A 22,943-nucleotide genomic window follows, 5' to 3' on the forward strand; every position below is an offset into this window, starting at 1 on the left:
TCTCCCGCCCTTCCAGCCGCAGCGGCGGCATGACAAGCTGAGTCCATGAAAAAACTCGACGAGCTGAAGTTCGACAACCGCTTTGCCCGCTTGGGCGATGCCTTCTCCACCGAGGTGCTGCCCGAGCCCATTGCCGAGCCGCGCCTGGTGGTGGCGAGTCCCGCTGCCATGGCCCTGCTCGACCTGGACCCGGGCGAAGCCGAGAGCGAAGTGTTCGCCGAGTTGTTCTCCGGGCACAAGCTCTGGTCCGAGGCCGAGCCGCGGGCAATGGTCTATTCCGGACACCAGTTCGGCGTGTACAACCCCCGCCTAGGTGATGGCCGTGGCCTGCTGCTGGGGGAGGTGCTGAATGATGCCGGCGAGCACTGGGACCTGCACCTCAAAGGCGCCGGCCAGACCCCTTACTCGCGAATGGGCGACGGCCGGGCGGTGCTGCGCAGCTCTATCCGCGAATTCCTCGCCAGTGAGCACCTGGACGCGCTGGGCATCCCGACCAGCCGTGCCCTGTGCGTGACCGCATCCAGCACGCCGGTCTACCGGGAGACTCGCGAAACCGGCGCCATGCTGCTGCGCCTGGCCAGCAGCCATGTGCGCTTCGGCCACTTCGAATACTTCTACTACACACGCCAGCATGACCGCCTGGAGGAACTCGGCCGGCACGTCCTGGAGTGCCACTTCCCCCACTGCCTCGAACAGGAACAGCCCTGGGCTGCATTCTTCCGTGACGTGGTGGAGCGCAACGCCGAACTCATTGCCCGCTGGCAAGCCTACGGCTTCTGCCACGGCGTGATGAACACCGACAACATGTCGATCCTGGGCATCACCTTCGACTACGGCCCCTACGCCTTCCTCGACGACTTCGATGCCAACCACATCTGCAATCACTCCGACGACAGCGGTCGTTACGCCTTCAGCAACCAGGTGCCCATCGCCCATTGGAATCTCGCGGCTCTGGCCCAGGCGCTGACGCCGTTCGTCGAGGTGGAAGCCCTGCGCGAAGCCCTCAACCTCTTCCTTCCGCTCTACCAGGCCCATTACCTGGATCTGATGCGCCGCAGGCTCGGCTTCACCTGCGCCGAACCGGAGGACGAGGCCATGGTCCAGCGCCTGCTGCAACTGATGCAAGGCAGTGCAGTGGACTACAGCCAGTTCTTCCGCCGGCTGGGCGAGGAGACACCGGAGCAGGCATTGAGCCGGCTTCGCGAGGACTTCGTCGACCTGGCCGGTTTCGACGCCTGGGCGACCGACTACCAGGCCAGGGTGGTTCGGGATGGCGGCACGCAGGAGGCGCGCCGCGAGCGCATGCATGCCGTAAACCCGAAATACATCCTGCGCAACTACCTTGCCCAACACGCCATCGAGGCCGCCCAGCAGGGCGACTATAGCGAAGTGCGCCAGCTGCACGCCGTGCTCTCGCATCCCTTCGATGAACAACCGGGCATGGAACGCTACGCCGAACGCCCTCCGGAATGGGGCAAACACCTGGAGATCAGCTGCTCGTCCTGAGTCGCTGACGCGAGCATCACTGCAGGAGCGAGCTTGCTCGCGAATGAACACCCGTTCGCAAGCAAGCTCGCTCCTACGGTACCGCCTATCCCAACACCCACTCCAGCCCCATCGCCACGTGCCGCTCGGCGCTATCTACCAGCGGCAGCGGCGACTCGCAGCCCTCCAGCAACAGACCGATCTCGGTACAGCCGAGGATGGCTGCCTGGGCACCGCTAGCCCTGAACTTCTCCAACTCGGCCAAGTAGAATTCCCGCGCGGCAGACAGGAACCGACCCTGGCACAGCTCCTGGAAGATCACCCGGTCGATCTCCTGTGCCGCAGCGGGCTCCGGTACCAGCACCTCGATGCCGAAGCGCCGTTCCAGGCGCTCGCGGTAGAAGGCCTCCTGCATGGTGAAGCGCGTCCCGAGCAGGGCGGCACGCTCGACGCCCTGCTGCCGCAGGGTCTCGCCGACGGCATCGCCAATGTGCAGGAGCGGAATGTCGACGACCGCTTCGATCGCCGCAGCCACCTTGTGCATGGTGTTGGTCGCCAGCAGCAGGGCCCCCGCTCCGGCCACTTCGAGACCTCGCGCCGCCTGCCCCAACGAACGGCCCGCTGCTGCCCAGTCTCCGGACTGCTGCTGCGCGGCGATCTCGGCAAAATCCACCGAATGAATCAGTAGCGGTGCCGAATGCAATCCACCCAGTCGCTCCCGTACGCCCTGGTTGAGCGACCGGTAATAGGTCACAGTCGACTCCCAGCTCATTCCGCCCAGCACGCCCAGGGTCCGCATCACGAATCACCTCTCGCGGTAAAAATGGCAGCCTACCCCAGGCCCAGGCGCAGCCAGGGATACAGTTTCCCGCCAAGGCAGCTGCACAGCCGCCATCAATAACCAAATGGCATATAAACCTATTGAAATTGTCTTAGACTCTCTAAAAAAACCCCACTAAATTGGCGGCCTTGCGCGGGTGCCGAACAGGCGCGCCCGATACCTCACACGAGATTCGCACGCCTCAAAGGAACCCCATGCCGTCCTGGGATGCTTTCCCGCTCTACTTCGTGTCCGCCCTGTTGGTCTGGGTGCTCTACGCGTTCGTCCGTGAAAAGTGGAGCCCGGACGTGGTAGTGGCCATCGCCGTCGCCACTCTGCTCGCCGCCCAGCAACTGACGCCCCACGACGTGCTCGGTGTGCTTTCCAACTCGGCTCCGGTCACCATCGCCTGCATGTTCGTGCTGTCTGCGGCCTTGGAACGTACTGGTTGCATCGACGCCCTGGGCAACTGGCTCGGTGATCTGGTCGGTGACAGCCCGACACGTGTCCTCGCCGGACTGATGATCACCGCGCTGGTGGTTTCCGCCTTCCTCAACAACACCCCGGTGGTGGCGATCCTCACCCCGGTCGCCATCGCCCTGGCCAAGCGCGCCAGCAGCTCGCCCTCCAAGCTGCTGATCCCGCTGTCCTACGCCACCGTCCTCGGCGGCATGCTGACCATGATCGGCACATCGACCAACATCCTGGTGGACGGCGTGGCGCGCAAGGCAGGCCTCGAGCCCTTCGGCATGTTCGAGATCACTCCCGCAGCGCTGGCCTTCTGCGCTGTCGGCTTCATCTACCTGATGCTCTTCAGCTGGCGCCTTCTGCCGGATCGCGAGACCCTCTCCAAGCAGCTGCGCCCAGACCTCGGTCGCACCTTCATGAGCGAACTGCTGGTGCCTCACGACTCCCCGGTGATTGGCCGCACCATCAGTGAAGCCAACCTCAACGGCGGCAGCGGCCTGAAGGTGCTGAAGATCTTCCGCGACGAGTTGGAGATCACCGAGCCCGCTCACGACACCGCTTTGGCCGCCGGTGACCTGCTGGTGCTGCATGGCCAGGTCAAGGACGTGGTGGACCTGCGCGAGAGCAACAAGCTGACCTTCAACCGTGGCGAGGCCTTCGAGACCGTCAGCAGCCACGACGTGATCGTTGCCGAGGCCATCGTCGGCCGCAGTTCGCGCTACAGCAACCGCCCCATGCGCGACCTCGACCTCACCGCGCGCTATGGCATCGCCGTGCTCGCCGTGCACCGCCAGGACGAGAACGTACAAGGCAACCTGGACGACTTCCAGCTGCAGTTCGGCGACGTCATGCTGGTAGAGGGCACCCCGGCGCAGATCAAGCGTTTTGCCGACAATGGCGACCTGATCAGCCTCAATGCCGTGCAGGAACGCGCCTACCGCCGCGACAAGGCACCCATCGCCATCCTCGCCACCTTGGCCGTGGTGGTGCTGTCGGCGTTCAGCTTCATGCCCATCGAGGGCCTGGCGATCATCGCCTGCGCCACCGTCCTGGCCACTCGCTGCCTGGATGTGGACGACGCCTACAAGGCAGTCGACTGGAAGGTCCTCAGCCTGATCTTCGGCATGCTCGCCATCAGCATCGCGATGGACAACGTCGGCCTGATCGACCTGGTCGTGGCCAAGACCATGGCCGCCATCCCCAATGCCAGCCCGCTGGTGATGCTCGGCTTCGTCTATCTGCTGACCACCATCCTGACCGAGATCCTCTCCAACAACGCCGTGGCGGTGCTGGTCACCCCGATTGCCATCGGCATCGCCCAGAGCCTGGGCCTCGACCCACGCCCCTTCGTGGTCGCCGTGATGTTCGCCGCCAGCGTCAGCTTCGCCACCCCAATCGGCTACCAGACCAACACCTTCGTCTACAACGCCGGCGGCTACCGCTTCAGTGACTTCATGCGCATCGGCATTCCGCTCAATATCCTCATGGTGGTGGTCGCCATGCTGGTGATTCCCCGCATTTGGCCGCTTCAATAGCCTTGAATTTCGTTGGGACGGCTCCAGAATCTCCCCACTCACCTCTGGAGCCGACCATGACCGACCCGCTGCTGATTCCCTGCGCCCACTGCGCAGGCCTGAACCGTATTCCTGCCACCCGCCTGGGCGACTCGCCACGCTGTGGCCATTGCAAGTCCGCCATCCTCCCCGCGACCCCCTTCGACCTCGATGAAGCCCACTTCGCCAAGCAATTGCGCGGCGACCTGCCCCTGCTGGTGGACGTCTGGGCCGACTGGTGCAGCCCCTGCAAGTCCTTCGCTCCGACGTATCAACAGGCCGCCCAGCAACTGCAGGGTCGCTGCCGCCTGGGCAAACTGAACAGCGAGCAAAACCGGCAACTAGCTGGGCAACTGGGTATCCGCTCAATCCCCACCCTGATCCTGTTCAAGAACGGTGTGGAAGCAGCCCGCCAGAGCGGCGCACTGCCATTGCCGCAGCTGCTGGCCTGGCTGCGCAGCCAGGGCATTTGAGCGATTCGGCCAAGGGCGGCGAGTGGACCGGTCATTGCTGCCTGCTATCCGCCGGCTACGCTGGTGCGATGCCAATGCCGGAGAACCCACCATGTCGATGCCCGTCGAACTCATTCGCCAACTGACCGAGGAACAGATTGCCTTCGTCCACCGCAGCGGGCTCAAGGCCGAGGTGCTGGAGCCCGGGCACGTCCGTCTGCGAATGCCCCTGAAGGGTAACCAGAACCACATCGGCACCATGTACGCCGGCGCATTGTTCACCCTGGCGGAAATCCCCGGCGGCGCGCTGTTCCTCACCAGCTTCGACAGCCGCCGCTTCTACCCCATCGTCAAGGAAATGAACCTGCGTTTCCTTCGCCCAGCCAGCAGCGACATCCACGTGGAAGCCCGCCTGGCTGTCGAGGAGGTCGCATGCATTCAGGAGCAAGCCGGTGCCCAGGGCAAAGCGGAGTACGTGCTGGAACTGGCCCTGCTGGATGAGGCGGGTGGAGTGGTCGCGCAGAGCCAGGGGCTGTACCAGTTGAGGGCGCGATAGCGGGGCTTGTCCTGGATCAATTCGCCACTACACAAATCACCGCAGATTGGCAACCTCACTGGAGGTGCTCACCATGCCCAAGCACATTCTCATCGCCCATGATCTGAGCCGTGAAGCCGACATTGCCCTGCGCCGCGCGATCCAGTTGGCCCGGCAACATGGTGCCCGCCTGAGTCTGCTGCACGTGCTGGAAGACCATCTGCCGAATGCCGTTCAGTCCAGCCTGCGCGAGGCGGCCCAACGCATTCTCGAGGAGCGCCTGGAACAGTTGGGAGCAACCGAGTGCAAGGTGTTGCTCCGCAAGGGTCGCCCCGCCCAGCAGATATTGGAAGAAATGGAAGAGAGCCAGGCCGACTTACTGGTCATCGGCCGCCACCACCACAACGCACCGGAGCTGTTCATCGGCACCACCCTGGAGCGCGTGGCACGGCACCTCACCGCTCCCCTGCTGCTGGTAGCCGGCGACACACCGCATACGCCCTACAACCATGCGGCCGTGGCCCTGGACTTCTCCGTGTGCGCCTGCGACGCCCTGCGCACTAGCTGCGATCTTCTGGCGCCCGATGCAACCTTGACCGCCTTGAACGTCATGGAGCTGGGCAGCCGCCTGCTATCTCGCAGCAATGACTCGCAAGATTTCCTGGAAACCCAGAAGGAGCTGCTGGGAAAACTGCTAGAAGATGAAATGGCCGGGCTGGCCGCACCGGCGCCGACGGTAGACGTACAAGTAGCGCGTGGCGCCCTGCCCAAGGCTCTGGATGAGGCTGTCTGCGCCCTGAATCCACAACTGTTCGCACTCGGCAGCCATGGACGTAGCCTGATCTCCCAAGCCTTGCTGGGCAGTCTGCCTTTACGCTACCTGCAGAGCCCGCCCTGCGATGTGCTGGTCGTGAAGTAGCCAGCCTTGAACGGTTGGGTTGAGTGCAACGATGCAACGGCGGCGCGCCACGGAAAACCCAACGCTCCGCCGAGTCGCTACCCACGGCGCACTTCTTTCGGTGGTACTTAGCTTTCCAGTAGATCGTGCAGTTCGACGAACTGCTGGGTGAGCTTGTGGCGCGGCTCCAGATAGATCAATGGCTTGCACGCCTGATGCGACTCGCGCATTTTCACTGACGCCATCAGATTGACCGGCAGCAAGGGCAGGCCCTCCCCTAGCAACTCGTCCAGCAGTTGCTGAGGCAGGGATGCGCGGGGCTGGAATTGGTTGACCACGATGCCCTCCACCTCCAGGCCTTCGTTGTGGTCTTCCTTCAGCTCCTCGATCTCGGCCAGCAGGCCGTACAGTGCATTGCGCGAAAAGCTGTCGCAATCGAAGGGGATCAGGCAACGATCAGCAGCGATAAGCGCGGAAACTGTATAGAAATTCAGCGCCGGCGGCGTATCCAGGTAGATCCGATCGTAATCCTCGTCCAGATCCTCCAGCAGTTTGCGCAGCTTGTTGATCTTGTGTTTGGCCTCGAGCTTGGGCTGCAGGTCAGCCAGCTCCGCCGTCGCGGTGACGACGTGGAGATTGTCGAAGGGGGTTTCGTAGATATCAACCTTGCCCTTGCGGAAAGAGGTAGGAGACAGCGTCTGCTTGAAGAAGTCAGCGATCCCCATGGGAATGTCTTCCCCGGTGAGGCCCGTGAGGTAATGGGTGGAGTTCGCCTGGGCGTCCAGGTCGATCAACAGAGTGCGATAGCCCTGGGAAGCGCTGACCGCCGCGAGGTTGCAGGCAATGCTGGACTTACCCACACCGCCCTTCTGGTTGAAGACCACTCGACGCATTGCACACCTCCCTGAATCTGGTTAGCCCTGGATTCTATGCAAAGCCTGTGACAAGGGCGAGGTATCTCTCCAGTAGAAAACAACAAGGCCGCAACAGCGGCCTTTTTGTTTTGTTACTGATGGTACTGCGCCGACAGCTCATGCACCGCCTCGAAGAAGGCGCCCGCGTGGGCCGGGTCCACTTCCGGGGTAATGCCATGACCGAGGTTGAACACATGGCCGGTGCCCGAACCATAGGCAGCCAGGATGCGCGCCACTTCAGCGCGAATCGCCGCTGGATTGGCGTAGAGCACCGAGGGGTCCATGTTGCCCTGCAGGGCCACCTTGCTGCCTACGCGGGCGCGGGCACTGCCGATGTCGCAGGTCCAGTCCAACCCCAGGGCATCGGCGCCGGTGTCGGCCATGGACTCCAGCCACAGGCCGCCACCCTTGGTGAACAGGATCACCGGCACGCGGCGCCCGTCATGCTCACGGATCAGACCGTCGACGATCTTCCTCATATAGGCCAGGGAGAACTCCTGGTACGCCGCCGCCGAGAGGCTGCCGCCCCAGGAGTCGAAAATCTGCACCGCCTGGGCGCCGGCCTTGATCTGGCCGTTCAGATAGCTGGTAACCGACTGCGCCAGCTTGTCCAGCAGCGCGTGCATGGCCTGCGGGTTGTCGTAGAGCATCGCCTTGGACTTGCGGAAGTCGCGACTGGAGCCGCCCTCGACCATGTAGGTGGCCAAGGTCCAGGGGCTGCCGGAGAAGCCGATCAGCGGAACGCGGCCATTCAGCTCGCGGCGGATGGTGCGTACGGCATCCATCACATAGCCCAGGTCCTTTTCCGGATCCGGAATCGGCAGGGCATCGATATCGGCCAGGCTGCTCACGACCTTCTTGAAGCGCGGGCCTTCCCCGGTCTCGAAGTACAGGCCCTGCCCCATGGCGTCGGGGATGGTGAGGATGTCGGAGAAGAGGATCGCCGCATCCAACTGCGGATAGCGGTCCAGCGGCTGCAGGGTCACTTCGCAGGCCAACTGTGGGTTCATGCACAGGCTCATGAAGTCACCGGCCTTGGCGCGGGTTGCGCGGTACTCCGGCAGGTAGCGACCGGCCTGGCGCATCATCCAGACAGGGGTGACATCGACGGGCTGCTTCTGCAGCGCGCGGAGGAAACGGTCGTTCTTCAGAGCGGTCATGGCAGGATTCCAACAAAAAAGTGCGGGCATTTTCGCAAAGCCCAACGCAAAAGGCACGGCGGGTGCCGTGCCTTTTGTCCATCGCGACGAAATGACGCGTTGCGCGGATGGGTACGCCTCAGACCTGAAGGTAGTCGAGGATACCTTCAGCGGCGGTCCGCCCCTCGAAGATCGCCGTCACCACCAGGTCGGAACCACGGACCATGTCGCCACCGGCGAAGATCTTCGGGTTGCTGGTCTGGTGCTTGAACTGCGACTGGGCAGGCGCCACCACGCGCCCCTGGTTGTCGATACGAATATCGAACTGCTCGAACCAGGGTGCCGGGCTCGGGCGGAAGCCGAAGGCAATCAGCACGGCTTCCGCCGGGATGATCTCCTCGGAGCCCGGGATCGGCTCGGGGCTGCGACGGCCACGGGCGTCCGGCTCGCCGAGACGGGTCTCGACCACCTTCACGCCTTCCACCTTATCTTCACCGACAATGGCAATGGGCTGGCGGTTGAAGAGGAACTTCACACCCTCTTCCTTGGCGTTCTTCACTTCCTTGCGCGAGCCGGGCATGTTTTCTTCGTCACGGCGGTAGGCGCAGGTTACGGCCTTGGCACCCTGGCGAATGGAGGTACGGTTGCAGTCCATGGCGGTGTCGCCACCACCCAGGACCACAACGCGCTTGCCCTTCATGTCGATGAAGTCTTCGGCAGACTTCTCGAAGCCGAGGTTGCGATTGACGTTGGCGATCAGGAAGTCCAGCGCGTCATGCACACCAGGCAGATCCTCACCGGGGAAACCACCCTTCATGTAGGTATAGGTGCCCATGCCCATGAAAACCGCATCGAACTCATCGAGCAGCTGCTGCATGGTCACATCCTTGCCGATCTCGGTGTTCAGGCGGAACTCGATGCCCATGCCACTGAAAACTTCGCGACGACGGCTCATCACGTGCTTTTCCAGCTTGAACTCGGGGATGCCGAAGGTCAGCAGGCCACCGATTTCCGGGTTTTTGTCGAACACCACCGGAGTCACGCCGTTACGCGCCAGGATGTCGGCACAGCCCAGACCCGCCGGGCCGGCACCGATCACGGCAACGCGCTTGCCGGTAGGCTTGACCTTGGACATGTCCGGGCGCCATCCCATGGCGAAGGCGGTATCGGTGATGTATTTCTCCACCGAACCGATGGTCACCGCGCCAAAGCCGTCGTTCAGGGTGCAGGCGCCTTCGCAGAGGCGGTCCTGCGGGCACACCCGGCCGCAGACTTCCGGCAGGGTGTTGGTCTGGTGCGACAGTTCGGCGGCTGCCAGGATGTTGCCTTCCGATACCAGCTTCAGCCAGTTCGGAATGAAGTTGTGCACCGGGCACTTCCACTCGCAATACGGGTTGCCGCAGCCAAGGCAGCGGTGAGCCTGGTCAGCCGCTTGTTGCGGCTTGAACAGGTCATAGATCTCGACGAATTCCTTCTTGCGCTGGCGCAGCAGTTTCTTCTTCGGATCCTTGCGCCCGACTTCGATGAACTGGAAGTCGTTGTTCAGACGTTCAGTCATGTAAAAACCTCATCAAACCACTTCAGGCGCTGTTGTTATTGCGGGTTGGCACGGGTGCTGGAGAGCAGCGAAGCGAGGCTCGCAGCCTTCGGCTTGACCAGCCAGAACCGACGCAGGTAATCGTCCAGGTTCTCTAGCAGGTGGGCGCCCCACTCGCTCGAGGTTTCCTTGACGTATTCGACCAGCACGCTGTGCAGGTGGCTCCGGTAGGCTTCCATGGCTTCATTGCTGATGCGCTGGATTTCCACCAGTTCGTGGTTGACCCGGTCGACGAAGCTGTTGTCCTGGTCGAGCACATAAGCGAAGCCGCCAGTCATACCCGAGCCGAAGTTATAGCCGGTCTTGCCGAGTACGCAGACGAAACCGCCCGTCATGTATTCGCAGCAATGGTCGCCCGTGCCTTCCACCACAGCATGGGCACCGGAGTTGCGCACGCCGAAGCGCTCACCCGCCGTACCGGCTGCGAACAACTTGCCACCGGTAGCGCCGTAGAGGCAGGTGTTGCCGATGATGGCCGACTCCTGGCTCTTGAACGGACTGCCTTTCGGCGGCGTGATCACCAGCTTGCCGCCGGTCATGCCCTTGCCCACGTAGTCGTTGGCATCGCCTTCCAGGTACAGGTGCAGGCCGCCGGCGTTCCACACGCCGAAGCTCTGGCCAGCCGTGCCACGGAAGCGGAAGGTAACAGGCGAGTCCTTCATGCCCTGGTTGCCATGACGACGGGCGATCTCACCAGAAATGCGCGCGCCGATGGAACGGTCGCAGTTGCCGATTTCGAGGTCGTAGACGCCGCCAGTCTTATTCTCGACGGCCGCCTTGGCAATGCCCCACATCTTCTCGGCCAGCAGGCCGGGATCGAAGGGCGGGTTCTTCTCGACTTCGCAGAACTGCGGTTTGTCAGCGGGGATGAGGTCGCTGCCGAGCAGCGGGCTCAGGTCCAGATTGGCTTGCTTGGCGGTATCGCCCGGCAGGATTTCCAGCAGGTCAGTACGGCCGATCAGCTCGCCCAGACTACGAACGCCCAGCTTGGCCAGCCACTCACGGGTTTCTTCAGCGATGTAGGTGAAGAAATTCATCACCATCTCGACGGTACCGATGAAGTGGTCCTTGCGCAGCTTGTCGTTCTGGGTTGCAACGCCGGTGGCGCAGTTGTTCAGGTGGCAGATACGCAGGTATTTGCAGCCCAGGGCGATCATCGGCGCGGTGCCGAAGCCGAAGCTTTCGGCGCCGAGGATGGCCGCCTTGACCACGTCGAGGCCAGTCTTCAGGCCACCATCGGTCTGCACCCGGACCTTGCCGCGCAGGTCGTTGCCGCGCAGGGTCTGGTGTGCCTCGGAGAGGCCCAGCTCCCAGGGGCTGCCAGCGTACTTGATGGAGGTCAGCGGAGATGCGCCGGTGCCGCCGTCGTAACCGGAGATGGTGATCAGATCCGCGTAGGCCTTGGCCACGCCGGCAGCGATGGTGCCGACACCCGGCTCAGCCACCAGCTTCACCGAAACCAGGGCTTCAGGGTTGACCTGCTTGAGGTCATAGATCAGCTGCGCCAAGTCTTCAATCGAGTAGATGTCGTGGTGCGGCGGTGGCGAAATCAGGGTCACGCCGGGCACCGCATATCGCAGGCGCGCGATCAGACCGTTGACTTTGCCACCAGGCAATTGGCCGCCCTCACCGGGCTTGGCACCCTGGGCCACCTTGATCTGCAGCACTTCGGCATTGACCAGGTATTCTGGCGTCACGCCGAAACGGCCGGTCGCCACCTGCTTGATCTTGGAGCTGCGCACGGTGCCGTAGCGGGCCGGGTCTTCGCCGCCCTCACCCGAGTTGGAGCGTGCGCCCAAGCGGTTCATCGCCTCGGCGATGGCTTCGTGGGCCTCGGGAGACAGCGCGCCCAGGGAGATACCCGCGGAGTCGAATCGCTTGAGAATGGCCTCGACTGGCTCGATTTGGTCCAAAGCCAGCGGCTGAGCAGCTTCCTTGACCTTCAGCAGGTCGCGGATCATCGACACCGGACGCTGGTCCACCAGTGCACTGTATTCCTTGTACTTCTCGTAGTTGCCCTGCTGCACTGCAGCCTGAAGGGTATTCACCACGTCCGGGTTGTACGCATGGTATTCGCCGCCGTAGACGAACTTCAGCAAGCCGCCTTGCTGGATCGGCTTGCGATTGTTCCAGGCTTCGAAGGCCAGCAGCTTCTGCTCGGACTCGATGTCGGTGAAGCGCGCACCCTGGATGCGGCTGGCAACGCCACGGAAGCACAAGTCGGTGACTTCGTCGGCCAGGCCTACAGCTTCAAATAGCTGGGCGCCACGGTAGGAAGCGATGGTGGAAATACCCATCTTCGAAAGGATCTTCAGCAGACCCTTGGAGATGCCTTTGCGGTAGTGCTTGAAGACTTCGTACAGGTCGCCCAGCACTTCACCGGTGCGGATCAGGTCCGCCAGGACCTCGTAAGCCAGGAACGGATACACGGCGGACGCGCCGAAGCCCACCAGCACAGCGAAGTGGTGCGGATCACGCGCAGTGGCGGTCTCGACCAGGATGTTGCAGTCGCAGCGCAGGCCTTGTTCTACCAGGCGATGGTGCACGGCGCCTACCGCGAGGGCGGCATGGGCCGGCAGCTTCCCGGGGGCGATGTGACGGTCGGAAAGCACCAGCAGCACCTTGCCGGCACGCACAGCTTCTTCAGCCTGGTCGGCGAAGTTGCGTACGGCGGCTTCCAGGCCAAGGCTCTCGTCGTAGTTCAGGTCGATGATGTGGCGCTCGAAGCCCGGGCGATCCAGGCTCATCAGCGCACGCCACTTGGCCGGAGAGATCACCGGGCTGCTGAGGATCACGCGGGTAGCGTGGTCGGGCGACTCACTGAAGATGTTGCGCTCGGCGCCGAGGCATATTTCCAGGGACATGACGATCGCTTCGCGCAGCGGGTCGATCGGCGGGTTGGTGACCTGGGCGAACTGCTGACGGAAGTAGTCGAACGGCGAACGAATGCGCTGCGACAGCACTGCCATCGGCGTGTCGTCGCCCATGGAGCCAACGGCTTCCTGGCCTTGTTCGGCAAGCGGACGCAGGACCTGGTCACGCTCCTCGAAGGTGACCTGGAACATCTTCATGAACTGTTTTAGATGATCCGCATCGTAGCTGGCCGCGCCGTGGTCGTCGTCCAGTTTGGCCTGGATACGCACTGCGCTCTGGCGCAGCCACTGCTTATACGGATGGCGCGATTTCAGGCGGTTGTCAATGTCCTCGGTGTTAAGGATCTGACCGGTCTCGGTATCCACCGCAAGGATCTTGCCCGGGCCTACGCGGCCTTTGGCGATGACGTCTTCGGGCTTGTAGTCCCAGACGCCGATTTCCGAGGCGAGAGTGATGTAGCCGTTCTTGGTGGTGACCCAGCGCGCCGGGCGCAGGCCGTTGCGGTCCAGCAGGCAGACGGCGTAGCGGCCGTCGGTCAGGACCACGCCAGCGGGGCCGTCCCACGGCTCCATGTGCATGGAGTTGTATTCGTAAAAGGCACGCAGGTCGGCATCCATGGTTTCCATGTTCTGCCAGGCCGGCGGGATGATCATGCGCACGCCGCGGAACAGATCAATGCCGCCGGTGACCATCAGCTCCAGCATGTTGTCCATGCTCGAGGAGTCGGAGCCCACGCGGTTTACCAGCGGGCCCAGTTCGTCGATGTCCGGCAGTTGCTCATTGGCGAACTTGGTGCGCCGTGCCACAGCCCAGTTGCGGTTGCCGGTAATGGTGTTGATCTCGCCGTTGTGGGCGAGGAAGCGGAAGGGCTGCGCCAGCGGCCACTTCGGCAGGGTGTTGGTGGAGAAGCGCTGGTGGAAGACGCAGATAGCCGTCTGCAGGCGCGGATCACCCAAGTCCGGGTAGAACTGCTGCAGGTCGGCCGGCATCATCAGGCCTTTGTAGATGATCGTCTTGTGCGAAAGGCTGCAGATGTAGTGGTCGAGGTCTTCGGCGTTCGCTACCGAGGAACGACGACGGGCGCTGAACAGCTTGACCGCGAATTCCTGATCACTCAGACCGTCACCGCCGATGAAGACCTGCTCGATCTGTGGCAGGCGCTCCAGGGCCAGGCGGCCCAGCACGCTAGTGTCCACCGGAACCTTGCGCCAGCCGATCAGCTGCAGCCCGGCGGCCTGGATTTCGCGATTCATGTTTTCGCGAGCCACTTCGGCGCGGACCGGATCCTGGTTGAAGAAGACCATGCCCACGGCATATTGCGCCGGCAGGTCGACCGCGAAGGTCTCCTTGGCGATCGCGCGCAGGAACAGATCGGGTTTCTGAATCAGCAGCCCGCAACCGTCACCCGTTTTGCCGTCAGCGTTGATACCGCCACGGTGGGTCATGCAGGTCAGAGCTTCAATGGCGGTTTGCAAAAGGTGGTGGCTCGCCTCACCTTGCATGTGGGCGATCAAGCCGAAACCGCAGTTATCCTTGAATTCATCAGGATGGTACAGACCTGCTTTCATAGGGAACTCTCACCAGGGTTGCCTTCATAAAAAGGCAGAATTTCTTTTTAATTCAAACACTTACCACACGCGCAGGACTTGGCGCCAGCTTTGCGCAGGCAAAAGGGAGGTCATTGTACATATCCACTTCGACGACCACAAATCCGCGCGGCGAACAAGCGAAAATTAATGTCGCAAAAATGAAGGAACAAACCAAGTGGTCGTGGTAGCGACCCCTTGGTCAAAAGGCGGGTGAGCGGGTTCGCAAGGACTAGCGAGCCATCTCCTGCTGAATGCTGGCGAATGTCTTGGGCCAGGGTTTACCAGCCTGGATCTTGGCCGGCAAGGACTTGATCGCGGCTTGTGCGGCGGTGCGGCTGGCGAAACTGCCGTAGGTGACCACGTAAAGCGCCTTACCCTGATGCACCTTCTTGAAGTAGCGGTACTGACCGCCATTCTGGCGCACGAATGCCTGCGCATTGCCTTCCGAACCGGTACCCAGGATCTGTAGGGCAAAGTGGCTACCGGCCTGGGTGCCGTACCAGCCATTGGTGCTGGAACCGGCTGCAGTGGCAGGAGCCGGTTTGGCAGCAGGCTTCGCCGCGACGGCCGACACAGGAGCAGGCTTGGTGACCGGCGCCGGAGCTACGGGTTTCGGAGCGGGTGCCGGAGCTGGCTTGGCTGCGGGCGCTGCAGCGATCGGCTGCACCGGGGCAGGCATCGGTTGGGCCATCGGGATAGGCTCAACAGGCGCGACGGGCGCCGCGCTGGCAACCGCTCCCTGTGGCGGCGCTATGCTGGTCACAGTCGGCGGAACAGCGGACGGCGCCTGATTGGCCGCGCTATCCTCCGGTTCGCCCTGGCCTGCAGCCTGGGCCAAGGGTTCGCGGATCACCGGCTGCGACTCGCCGACCAGCGGCAACGGCAGCGGCTGGGAGGAGCCCGCGAACTCGACGGCCGGGGCACCATCGGCGCTTGTTGCCCCAGCAGCAGGATCGGCCGGCGCAGCAGCTTGGCCCAAGGGCAACTGTGCGGTACTTGGGACCACCTCGGCACCACCATCGCTGCGCCCTTGCATCAGCCAGGCGGCAATCACGCCCACACCAACGACGGCCAGAGCCGCCAAGTGCTTCTTCGGCAGGCTGAAACCGGGACCGGAACGCCGCGCCGCGCCGCGCTGGGCCAACATGGCTTCAATCAGCAGATCGCGTGCGATCTGGTTGATCCCGCCCGGCCAACCACCGGACTGCAGATGGATGTCCTCGATCTGCCCTTCGGTCAGGACGTCAAGGCCACGACCTGCCCCTTCCAGGCGCTGCGCCAGATACTCGCGCGTTTCCTCCTGGCTATAGGGCTGCAATTCGATGACGTGAAAGCGCTCCTCGCCATCAGCGAGCGCATCGAGCCGCGCAAGCAGTTCGTCCTCGGCGAAGAGGAACACATGGGGACGCCCCTCCACATTGCCTTCAGCCAGAATCGCAAGGTTGGCAAGGGAAGCATCATCCAGCGCTTCTGCATCATCGACCAGCAGATAGACTTCCTGGCCAGTCAGCGCCAGCTGGGCAATTTGCGCCAGAATGGAGCGCGTGTCCGCCTGTACGACATTCAAACCTTGGGCAATCTGCCGAAGCAGACCGCCCGATTCCACCGCATTGCGCGCGGACACTACGACGCTCTGCACGCTCTGCTTGTTGGTGCTCGCCACGAGCGCCTGGCGCAGGAGCGTCTTGCCACTACCGTGAGGCCCGCTGACAACGAGCATGAGCTGGCTGTAACGCGCCAAATGATGCAATTGCCCCAGCACCGGCTTGCGCTGTGCCGGATAGAACTTGAAGCCCGGGACGCGTGGCGCGAACGGGTCGTGGGTAAATTGATAATGGCCGAGGAAGGCCTCATCGGCGTGCAAGCTGCTCATGGGATTCCTTACTCTCCAAGCTGGTCGGCCAGCGCGCGGTAGTCGGTGCTCAACGTGGCATCCAATACCTCACGCGGGAACTCTGCGGTGACGACGGCTTCCCCGATCTGGCGCAACAGCACCAGCCGCAATTGGCCATCAAGCACCTTCTTGTCTACGGCCATGTGTTCGAGAAAATGTTCCGGCGTCATTTCCACCGGCGGCACCACCGGCAGGCCTGCGCGGCGAAGCAATCGAATTGCATCATCACGCTCTGCAACGGAAATCCAGCCCAGTCGCCGGGACATCTCCAGGGCCATTACGGTACCGGCCCCGACCGCCTCGCCATGCAGCCAGACACCATAGCCCTGATGCGTTTCGATGGCATGGCCGAAAGTGTGGCCCAGGTTGAGGATCGCACGCAGGCCGGACTCGCGCTCATCGACGCCTACCACGCGGGCTTTGGCGGCACAGGAGCGCTCGATGGCTTCAGTCAGGGCTACCGCATCGAGGCTGCGCAAGGCGCTCATCTGCGAGGAAAGCCAAGGCAGGAAAGGCTTGTCACAGATCAGGCCGTACTTGATGACCTCAGCCAAGCCGGCAGACAACTCGCGAGGCGGCAGCGTGCCAAGTGTGTCGGTGTCGATGATCACGGCCTTGGGCTGGTAAAAAGCGCCGACCATGTTCTTGCCGAGCGGATGGTTGATACCGGTCTTGCCGCCAACCGACGAGTCCACCTGTGACAACAGGGTGGTCGGCACTTGGATGAAGTCGACGCCACGCTGGTAGCAGGCGGCGGCAAAACCAGCCATATCGCCGATGACCCCACCCCCCAGGGCGATGACAGTGGTGCGGCGATCGTGTCGCGCCGTCAGCAAGGCATCGAAGATGAGCTGGAGGGTTTCCCAATTCTTGTGGGCTTCGCCGTCCGGAAGAATCACCGGCAACACCGAGTATCCCTGGAGCGTTTTGCTCAGCCGCTCGAGGTAGAGCGGAGCCACCGTCTCGTTGGTGACGATGGCGACTTGTCGCCCAGCGATGTGAGGTGTGAATAACTCGGGCCGAGACAGTAGCCCCGAGCCGATGTGGATGGGATAGCTACGCTCGCCAAGATCGACTTGAAGTGTCCGCATGGGGCCCCCGAGACCAAAAAGGGCTAAAGAATAGCGCAGTTCCGCCCTCGCTTTAACGGGGCGGAAGCGCTTGTAGGCGCGCAAGGATTTCGTTGACCACCAATCGCGGCGGCCGCTCATCCGTTTCAATGATAATGTCGGCGATCTCGCGATAGAGCGGATCACGTATCGACATCAGATCGCGCAGCACCTTGCCTGGGTCAGCCGTCCGCAACAACGGGCGATTGCGATCACGCGATGTACGCTCGATCTGCTGTTCTACCGACGTATGCAGATACACCACACGGCCACCGCAGCGAAGCGCATGGCGATTGGCCGGGCGTAATACCGCTCCGCCACCTGTCGCCAGAACGACACCGTCCTCCTCACAGAGCTCCTCGATCATCGCCTGCTCGCGATCACGGAAGCCTTGTTCGCCTTCCACATCGAAGATCCATGGGATATCCGCACCGGTACGCTGCTCGATTTCCTTGTCGGAGTCCTTGAACGGGAGACGCAGTTCCTTGGCAAGCAAACGCCCGATGGTGCTTTTCCCAGCCCCCATCGGGCCAATCAATATCAAATTTCGCACTGCACTCAACGACTCACAGCAATGGCCTGGCTGTTCATGATACGCGGAGTGAGAAATACCAACAGCTCAGATTTCTTGTCCTGCACAACATCACGACGGAACAGTCGACCAAGGAAGGGCAGATCCCCCAGGAACGGCACCTTGTCCACCGCCTTGATCTGGGTGTTGGAGAACACGCCACCGATGACGATGGTCTCGCCATCATTGACCAGCACCTTGGCGTTGACCTCGTTCTTGTTGATCGGCGGTACGCCGTTCAGGGCATTGGCAAAGTCCGGCGCATCCTTGGTCACTTTCACTTCCATGATGATGCGGTTGTCCGGGGTGATCTGCGGCGTCACTTCCAGGGACAGCGCCGCCTCCTTGAAGGAAGTGGTGGTCGCACCGCTGGAGCTGGCCTCCTGGTAGGGAATTTCGGCACCCTTGAGGATCTTCGCGGTTTCCTTGTCGGCAGTGACGACCTTGGGCTGCGAAACGATCTCGCCGTTGCCGGTCTTCTCCATGGCCGAGAGCTGGAGATCCAGGATGGCGTGGTTGGAAATGAAACCGATGCCGATACCCGAGGTGCTGTTCACCGCCCCCATGTCGACGAAAGGCACCGGCGAGTCGCTTTCATTGGTCGGCAGCGTACAGTTGCCAGCGAAGGGACCACAGCTCACGCCGTCCTCATCTTCGATACCAATGTTGCCGTCCTTGCCAAAGCCAGCCCAGTTGCCGCTGGTGAATGCCCCACCCCAGCGAACACCCAATGCCTTGTCGTAGTCGACGTTGGCTTCGACGATGCGCGCTTCGATCATGACCTGACGCACCGGAATATCCAATTGGGTGACGATGCGGCGCAGCTCATCCAGCTTGTCCTGGGTCTGGTAGGCGATGATGCTGTTGGTGCGGTCGTCGACGGTGATCGAGCCGCGCTCGTCAGCACCGGCAGCAGCCGGATCACTGCTGGTAACCGACTGGAACAGCTTGGCGATGTCCGAGGCCTTGGCATAGTTCACCTGGATCAGCTCACGACGCAGGGGAGCCAACTCGGCAATCTGCTTCTGCGATTCCAGCTCCTGGCGCTCGCGAGCCGCGATCTCGTCGGCCGGCGCAACCAGCAGGACATTACCGACTTTGCGCTTGTCCAACCCCTTGGTTTTCAACACCAGGTCCAGCGCCTGATCCCAGGGCACGTTCTGCAGGCGCAGGGTGATATTGCCCTGCACAGTGTCGGAAGCCACAAGGTTCAGGTCGGTGAAGTCCGCGATCAGCTGCAGCACCGAGCGCACATCGATGTCCTGGAAGTTCAGTGACAGCTTCTCACCGCTGTAGGCGAAGCGATCAGCCTTGCGCTTCTCGGCATCGCCTTGGCTCAGGGGTTTGATGCTGACGGTCAGTTTGTTGTCAGTCTGGTAGGCCAGGTAATCGTAGAAACCGGTCGGCTCGATGCTGATGCTCGCCTTGTCGCCCGAACCCGAGGCACTGACGAACTGTACGGGCGTGGCGAAATCCTTCACATCCAGGCGCACCCGGAGTGGCTCTGGCAGCTGGGTTTTGGCGAAGTCCAGACGAATCTTGCCGCCCTGCTCCTGGATATCCGGGCTTACGCTGGGGTCGGAGAGAGTGATGACGACATTGCCTTCGCCCTGCTCGCCTCGCTGGAAGTCGATGTTCTCGATGGCCTTGCCAGCAGACGCATAGCTGCGAGCGGGTTGCGATGCAGCCAGCGGTGCCGGAGCAGGGACCGGCGCCGGCGCAGTGCGCGCGGCCTGGCTGGGTGCCGAGACTCCGACGAGCACGTAAAGGTTTCGACCTTCGACGCGGGTGCTGTACGGCACCAGGCTGGACAGGTTGATGATCAGGCGCGTGCGATCCTTGGCCTCGACCACGGTCACGCTGCGCGCATTGCCAACACCGAGCTCACGATTCTTGCTGCCGAGCTTGTTGGATACACCCGGCAGATCGAGTGCGATCCGCGCCGGCTGCTCGATGGTGTAACCGCGCGGAGCACTCACCGGCTCGTCGAAGCCCAGCTTGAGTTCGACCCTGTCGCCTGGCAGGGCCGCGACGTCCAGCGCCAGCAGGTTCGCCGCCAGGACTGCTGGTGACAGCAGGGCAGCCAATAGCGTTATACCGAGGCGCGATAGCGAGCTTTTCATCATCTGGTTCCGTTGTGCAGACCGGTAGTTGTAATTCATCAGGTCACCTCGCCCTCAAGAGCGCTCCTTGAGCGCGAGACTCCGTGGCCGCTCCAGCCAGCCACCCTCCCCGTCCGGGACAATCTCGATCACTTCGACCTTGGCCTCGTCGATGCCGACGATACGGCCATGGTTGCGGCCGAGGTAATCCCCCACCTTGACTCGATGCACCCCTCCCGCGCCTCGAACCAATGCAAAGGTTCCACCTTTATTGGATAGCGTGCCCACCATCTCGAACGCCTCAATGTTGAAGCCCTCGAGGAACTGCTTGATTCGGGTCTCATCCGGACGAATGTCCTTGGAACCCTTCTGTTGCTTGGCCAGTTCGATCTTGATCGGTGGCTGGAACGGGCTGCGCAACGCGGCCGCGCCGTAGGTGAAGGCTTCGTACGGCAGAAACTTCGGCAACGGTTCGATGGAGCCCTTGGGGCGTGCGCGCACCTCGTCCATGTAGGCCTGCAAGTCGCTGAAATCGCTCCCTGCGCCACAGCCTGAAAGGCCTGCCAGCGCCAGGGCACAAAGGATCAGTCGGGCGCGGACGCTACTCATTTCTGCAGCCCCTTATCGTTGTAGCGGTAGGTCTTGGCCAGAATGCTCATGCGCAACTTCGAGCCACCCTCCTGACTCAATGGCTTGATCTCGAAATCATGCAAGGTGACGATGCGCGGCAGGCTGGCGACGCCGCTGACAAAAGTCGCCAGGTCGTGATAGCCGCCGACCACGGAAATCTGGATCGGCAACTCGATGTAGAACTGCTGAACCGACTCGGGCATGAGCTTGATCTGTTCGAACTCCAGACCACTGCCCAGGCCGGTGCGAGTGATGTCTTCGAGCAGCCCGGGCACCTCGGTATCGCTGGGCAACTGACGCAGCAAGGCGCCGAAGGAGGTTTCCATCTCCTTCATCTGCTCCTTGTAGGCCTCGAGGTTGGCCGCCTGGAAGGCCTTGGTGGCGAACTGCTGCTTGAGGGTCTCTTCCTCGGCTCGTTTCGAGTCCAACTGGAACTCGAGATCCTTCAGATGAAAGTTGTAACCAAGCGCCAGCACCAGGACCACCAACAACAGGCAGGCGATGACCTTGACCGCGATCGGCCAGGAGCCCAGGTTGTTCAGGTCGAGATCGGCCAGGTCGATCTTGCGCAAGCCATCAAGGGAGTCGGACAGGCTCATTTCTTCGCTCCTTGATTAACGTCCGCAGCCTTGACGTTGACAGCTTCTTCCTCAGCCCCTGGCTGGGTCTGCTGGACGGTCAGCTGAAAAGTATTGGCCTGATCGACGGCGCCGGCCGTGATTGCCTTGACCTCGGTCAGGTTTGGCGCCATGAGCCATTCAGAGGCATCCAGGTTGCGCATGAGGTTGGAAACACGGTTGTTCGATTCGGCCGCGCCGACGATCTCGATGCTCTTGCCGGTCATCTTCAGGCCGGTAAAGTAGACGCCGTCGGGCAGCGTTCTCACCAACTGGTCGAACACGCGACCGATTATCGGGCGGTTACCCTGCAGGTCCTGAATGATCTTCATCCGCTCCAGCAGCTGCTGGCGGCGTGTTTTCAGCTCGCTGATCTCCTTGATCCTGGCATCCAGGACGGCGATCTCCTTGCGTACGAAATCGTTGCGGGCAAGCTGGTTTTCGATTGCGCCATTGAGGTATTGGTCACCCAGGAACACCAGCCCCGCGGCCAATGCCAGCACAGCCCCCAAGGCAACCAGGAATCGCTGCTTGCGCTCCTCGCGCAGCTGCTCGCGCCAGGGGAGTAGGTTGATGCGTGCCATCAGTCGAAACTCCTCATCGCCAAACCGCAGGCAATCATCAGCGCAGGGGCATCACTGGCCAAGGCACCAGCGTTGACCTTGCTGCTCAGCGCCATGTCGGCAAAGGGGTTGGCGACCAGGGTCGGAGTCCCGATTTTCTGCTGTATCAGGCGATCCAGATCAGGGAGGGAGGCGGTGCCACCAGCCAGCAGGATGTAATCGACATCGTTGTACTGACCCGCCGCGAAGAAGAATTGCAGGGATCGGGAAACTTGCTGGACCACCGCATCCTTGAACGGTTGCAAGACCTCGCTGTCGTAGTCGTCTGGAAGACCACCCTGCTTCTTGGCAAGACCGGCCTCCTCCATCGACAGCCCATAGCGGCGCTGGATTTCCTCGGTCAGCTGACGCCCACCGAAAAGCTGCTCGCGGGTATAGATGGTGCGGCCGTTATGCAGGACGCTGAGCGTAGTCATGGTGGCGCCAATATCGACCACGGCAACGGTCAATTCGTCCTGGCCGCCGCCCAGCTGATCCGAGAGCAGGCCGTAGGCACGCTCCAAGGCGTACGCCTCGACATCGACCACCTTGGCGGTCAGTCCGGCCAGCGCGAGGGCAGCCTCGCGGACTTCGACGTTTTCCTTACGACAAGCGGCCAGCAGCACATCGACCCGCTCCGGGTTGCGGGCGGAAGGTCCCTGCACTTCGAAGTCGATTGCCACTTCTTCCAAAGGGTAAGGAATGTACTGATCGGCTTCGATCTTCAGCTGGTTCTCCAAATCGTCATCGGAGAGTCCCGCTTCCATCTCGATCGTCTTGGTGATGACCGCTGAGCCGGCAACCGCAACCGCCGCTGCCTTGACGCCCGTTCGAGCCTTGGTCACGACACGTGAAATGGCTTGCCCGACACCTTCCAGCTCGGCAATGTTCTTTTCAACCACAGCATTGGGCGGGAGCGGCTCGACGGCATAGGACTCCACCTTGTAGCGGCTTCCCGAGCGACTCAATTCAAGGAGCTTGACTGAGGTCGAGCTGATGTCGATCCCCAACAGCGAATTCGCTTTCTTATTGAAGAGCCCTAGCACGACCGATTTCCTATCCACATCCGAGACTTACGGATGATTTATGTTTTT

18 protein-coding genes are annotated in these 22,943 nt (G+C 62.1%); 5 read left to right on the forward strand and 13 right to left on the reverse strand.

Features of this window, described 5'->3' with window-relative positions:
- Positions 1–45 precede the first annotated feature (45 nt).
- Complete coding sequence (gene selO, locus OXH74_RS06155; protein WP_375740492.1) at positions 46–1,506, forward strand: protein adenylyltransferase SelO; 1,461 nt, start codon at positions 46–48, stop codon at positions 1,504–1,506.
- 85 nt (positions 1,507–1,591) lie between these two features.
- On the opposite strand, the gene OXH74_RS06160 is transcribed toward selO, so the two are convergent.
- Complete coding sequence (locus tag OXH74_RS06160; RefSeq protein ID WP_375740493.1) at positions 1,592–2,284, reverse strand: aspartate/glutamate racemase family protein; 693 nt, start codon at positions 2,282–2,284, stop codon at positions 1,592–1,594.
- A gap of 236 nt (positions 2,285–2,520) precedes the next feature.
- Between OXH74_RS06160 and OXH74_RS06165 the strand changes: the two genes are divergently transcribed.
- The 4 genes from OXH74_RS06165 (at position 2,521) to OXH74_RS06180 (ending at position 6,232) form a co-directional block, all read left to right on the forward strand.
- Positions 2,521–4,308 (forward strand): SLC13 family permease, encoded by a 1,788-nt coding sequence (locus OXH74_RS06165; RefSeq protein ID WP_375740494.1) that lies wholly within the window; start codon positions 2,521–2,523, stop codon positions 4,306–4,308.
- Positions 4,309–4,364: 56 nt separating this feature from the next.
- On the forward strand, positions 4,365–4,799 hold the full coding sequence (trxC, locus tag OXH74_RS06170) for a thioredoxin TrxC (protein ID WP_375740495.1): 435 nt from the start codon (positions 4,365–4,367) through the stop codon (positions 4,797–4,799).
- Between the two features lie 91 nt (positions 4,800–4,890).
- A complete protein-coding gene (locus OXH74_RS06175) occupies positions 4,891–5,334 on the forward strand; it encodes a YiiD C-terminal domain-containing protein (protein ID WP_375740496.1) in 444 nt (147 codons plus the stop codon).
- 73 nt (positions 5,335–5,407) lie between these two features.
- Positions 5,408–6,232, forward strand: a complete 825-nt coding sequence (locus OXH74_RS06180) for a universal stress protein (RefSeq protein WP_375740497.1) — start codon at positions 5,408–5,410, stop codon at positions 6,230–6,232.
- A gap of 107 nt (positions 6,233–6,339) precedes the next feature.
- Here OXH74_RS06180 and OXH74_RS06185 read toward each other — a convergent pair whose 3' ends face one another.
- The 12 genes from OXH74_RS06185 to OXH74_RS06240 all read right to left on the reverse strand — a co-directional run bounded on the left by OXH74_RS06185 (position 6,340) and on the right by OXH74_RS06240 (position 22,895).
- Positions 6,340–7,104 carry a ParA family protein gene (locus OXH74_RS06185; protein ID WP_375740498.1) on the reverse strand — a complete coding sequence of 255 codons (765 nt, stop codon included), beginning with the start codon at positions 7,102–7,104 and terminating at the stop codon, positions 6,340–6,342.
- A gap of 113 nt (positions 7,105–7,217) precedes the next feature.
- The gene (gene hemE, locus OXH74_RS06190) at positions 7,218–8,285 is read right to left on the reverse strand and encodes a uroporphyrinogen decarboxylase (RefSeq protein WP_375740499.1); all 1,068 of its coding nucleotides are present in this window, start codon (positions 8,283–8,285) and stop codon (positions 7,218–7,220) included.
- Between the two features lie 118 nt (positions 8,286–8,403).
- Positions 8,404–9,822 carry an FAD-dependent oxidoreductase gene (locus OXH74_RS06195; RefSeq protein ID WP_375740500.1) on the reverse strand — a complete coding sequence of 473 codons (1,419 nt, stop codon included), beginning with the start codon at positions 9,820–9,822 and terminating at the stop codon, positions 8,404–8,406.
- A gap of 35 nt (positions 9,823–9,857) precedes the next feature.
- Positions 9,858–14,303 carry a glutamate synthase large subunit gene (gene gltB / locus OXH74_RS06200; RefSeq protein WP_375740501.1) on the reverse strand — a complete coding sequence of 1,482 codons (4,446 nt, stop codon included), beginning with the start codon at positions 14,301–14,303 and terminating at the stop codon, positions 9,858–9,860.
- Between the two features lie 250 nt (positions 14,304–14,553).
- Complete coding sequence (locus OXH74_RS06205) at positions 14,554–16,197, reverse strand: AAA family ATPase (RefSeq protein WP_375740502.1); 1,644 nt, start codon at positions 16,195–16,197, stop codon at positions 14,554–14,556.
- Positions 16,198–16,205: 8 nt separating this feature from the next.
- Positions 16,206–17,309, reverse strand: a complete 1,104-nt coding sequence (gene aroB, locus OXH74_RS06210) for a 3-dehydroquinate synthase (protein WP_375740503.1) — start codon at positions 17,307–17,309, stop codon at positions 16,206–16,208.
- Between the two features lie 52 nt (positions 17,310–17,361).
- Entirely contained in the window at positions 17,362–17,880 is a 519-nt protein-coding gene (gene aroK, locus OXH74_RS06215) for a shikimate kinase AroK (RefSeq protein WP_375741572.1), read from the reverse strand.
- 5 nt (positions 17,881–17,885) lie between these two features.
- Positions 17,886–20,021, reverse strand: a complete 2,136-nt coding sequence (gene pilQ, locus OXH74_RS06220; RefSeq protein ID WP_375741573.1) for a type IV pilus secretin PilQ — start codon at positions 20,019–20,021, stop codon at positions 17,886–17,888.
- Positions 20,022–20,075: 54 nt separating this feature from the next.
- Positions 20,076–20,609: a type 4a pilus biogenesis lipoprotein PilP gene (gene pilP, locus OXH74_RS06225; protein WP_375740504.1), complete on the reverse strand. Its 534-nt coding sequence runs from the start codon at positions 20,607–20,609 to the stop codon at positions 20,076–20,078.
- Positions 20,606–21,229, reverse strand: coding sequence for a type 4a pilus biogenesis protein PilO (gene pilO, locus OXH74_RS06230; RefSeq protein WP_375740505.1), 624 nt, complete (start codon positions 21,227–21,229; stop codon positions 20,606–20,608). Before pilO ends, pilP begins: the two co-directional genes overlap by 4 nt.
- Positions 21,226–21,831, reverse strand: coding sequence for a type 4a pilus biogenesis protein PilN (gene pilN, locus OXH74_RS06235; RefSeq protein WP_375740506.1), 606 nt, complete (start codon positions 21,829–21,831; stop codon positions 21,226–21,228). Before pilN ends, pilO begins: the two co-directional genes overlap by 4 nt.
- Positions 21,831–22,895: a pilus assembly protein PilM gene (locus tag OXH74_RS06240; RefSeq protein WP_375740507.1), complete on the reverse strand. Its 1,065-nt coding sequence runs from the start codon at positions 22,893–22,895 to the stop codon at positions 21,831–21,833. Before OXH74_RS06240 ends, pilN begins: the two co-directional genes overlap by 1 nt.
- Positions 22,896–22,943 lie beyond the last annotated feature (48 nt).

It is taken from the genome of Metapseudomonas boanensis (assembly GCF_042232855.1).
Classification (GTDB): domain Bacteria; phylum Pseudomonadota; class Gammaproteobacteria; order Pseudomonadales; family Pseudomonadaceae; genus Metapseudomonas; species Metapseudomonas boanensis.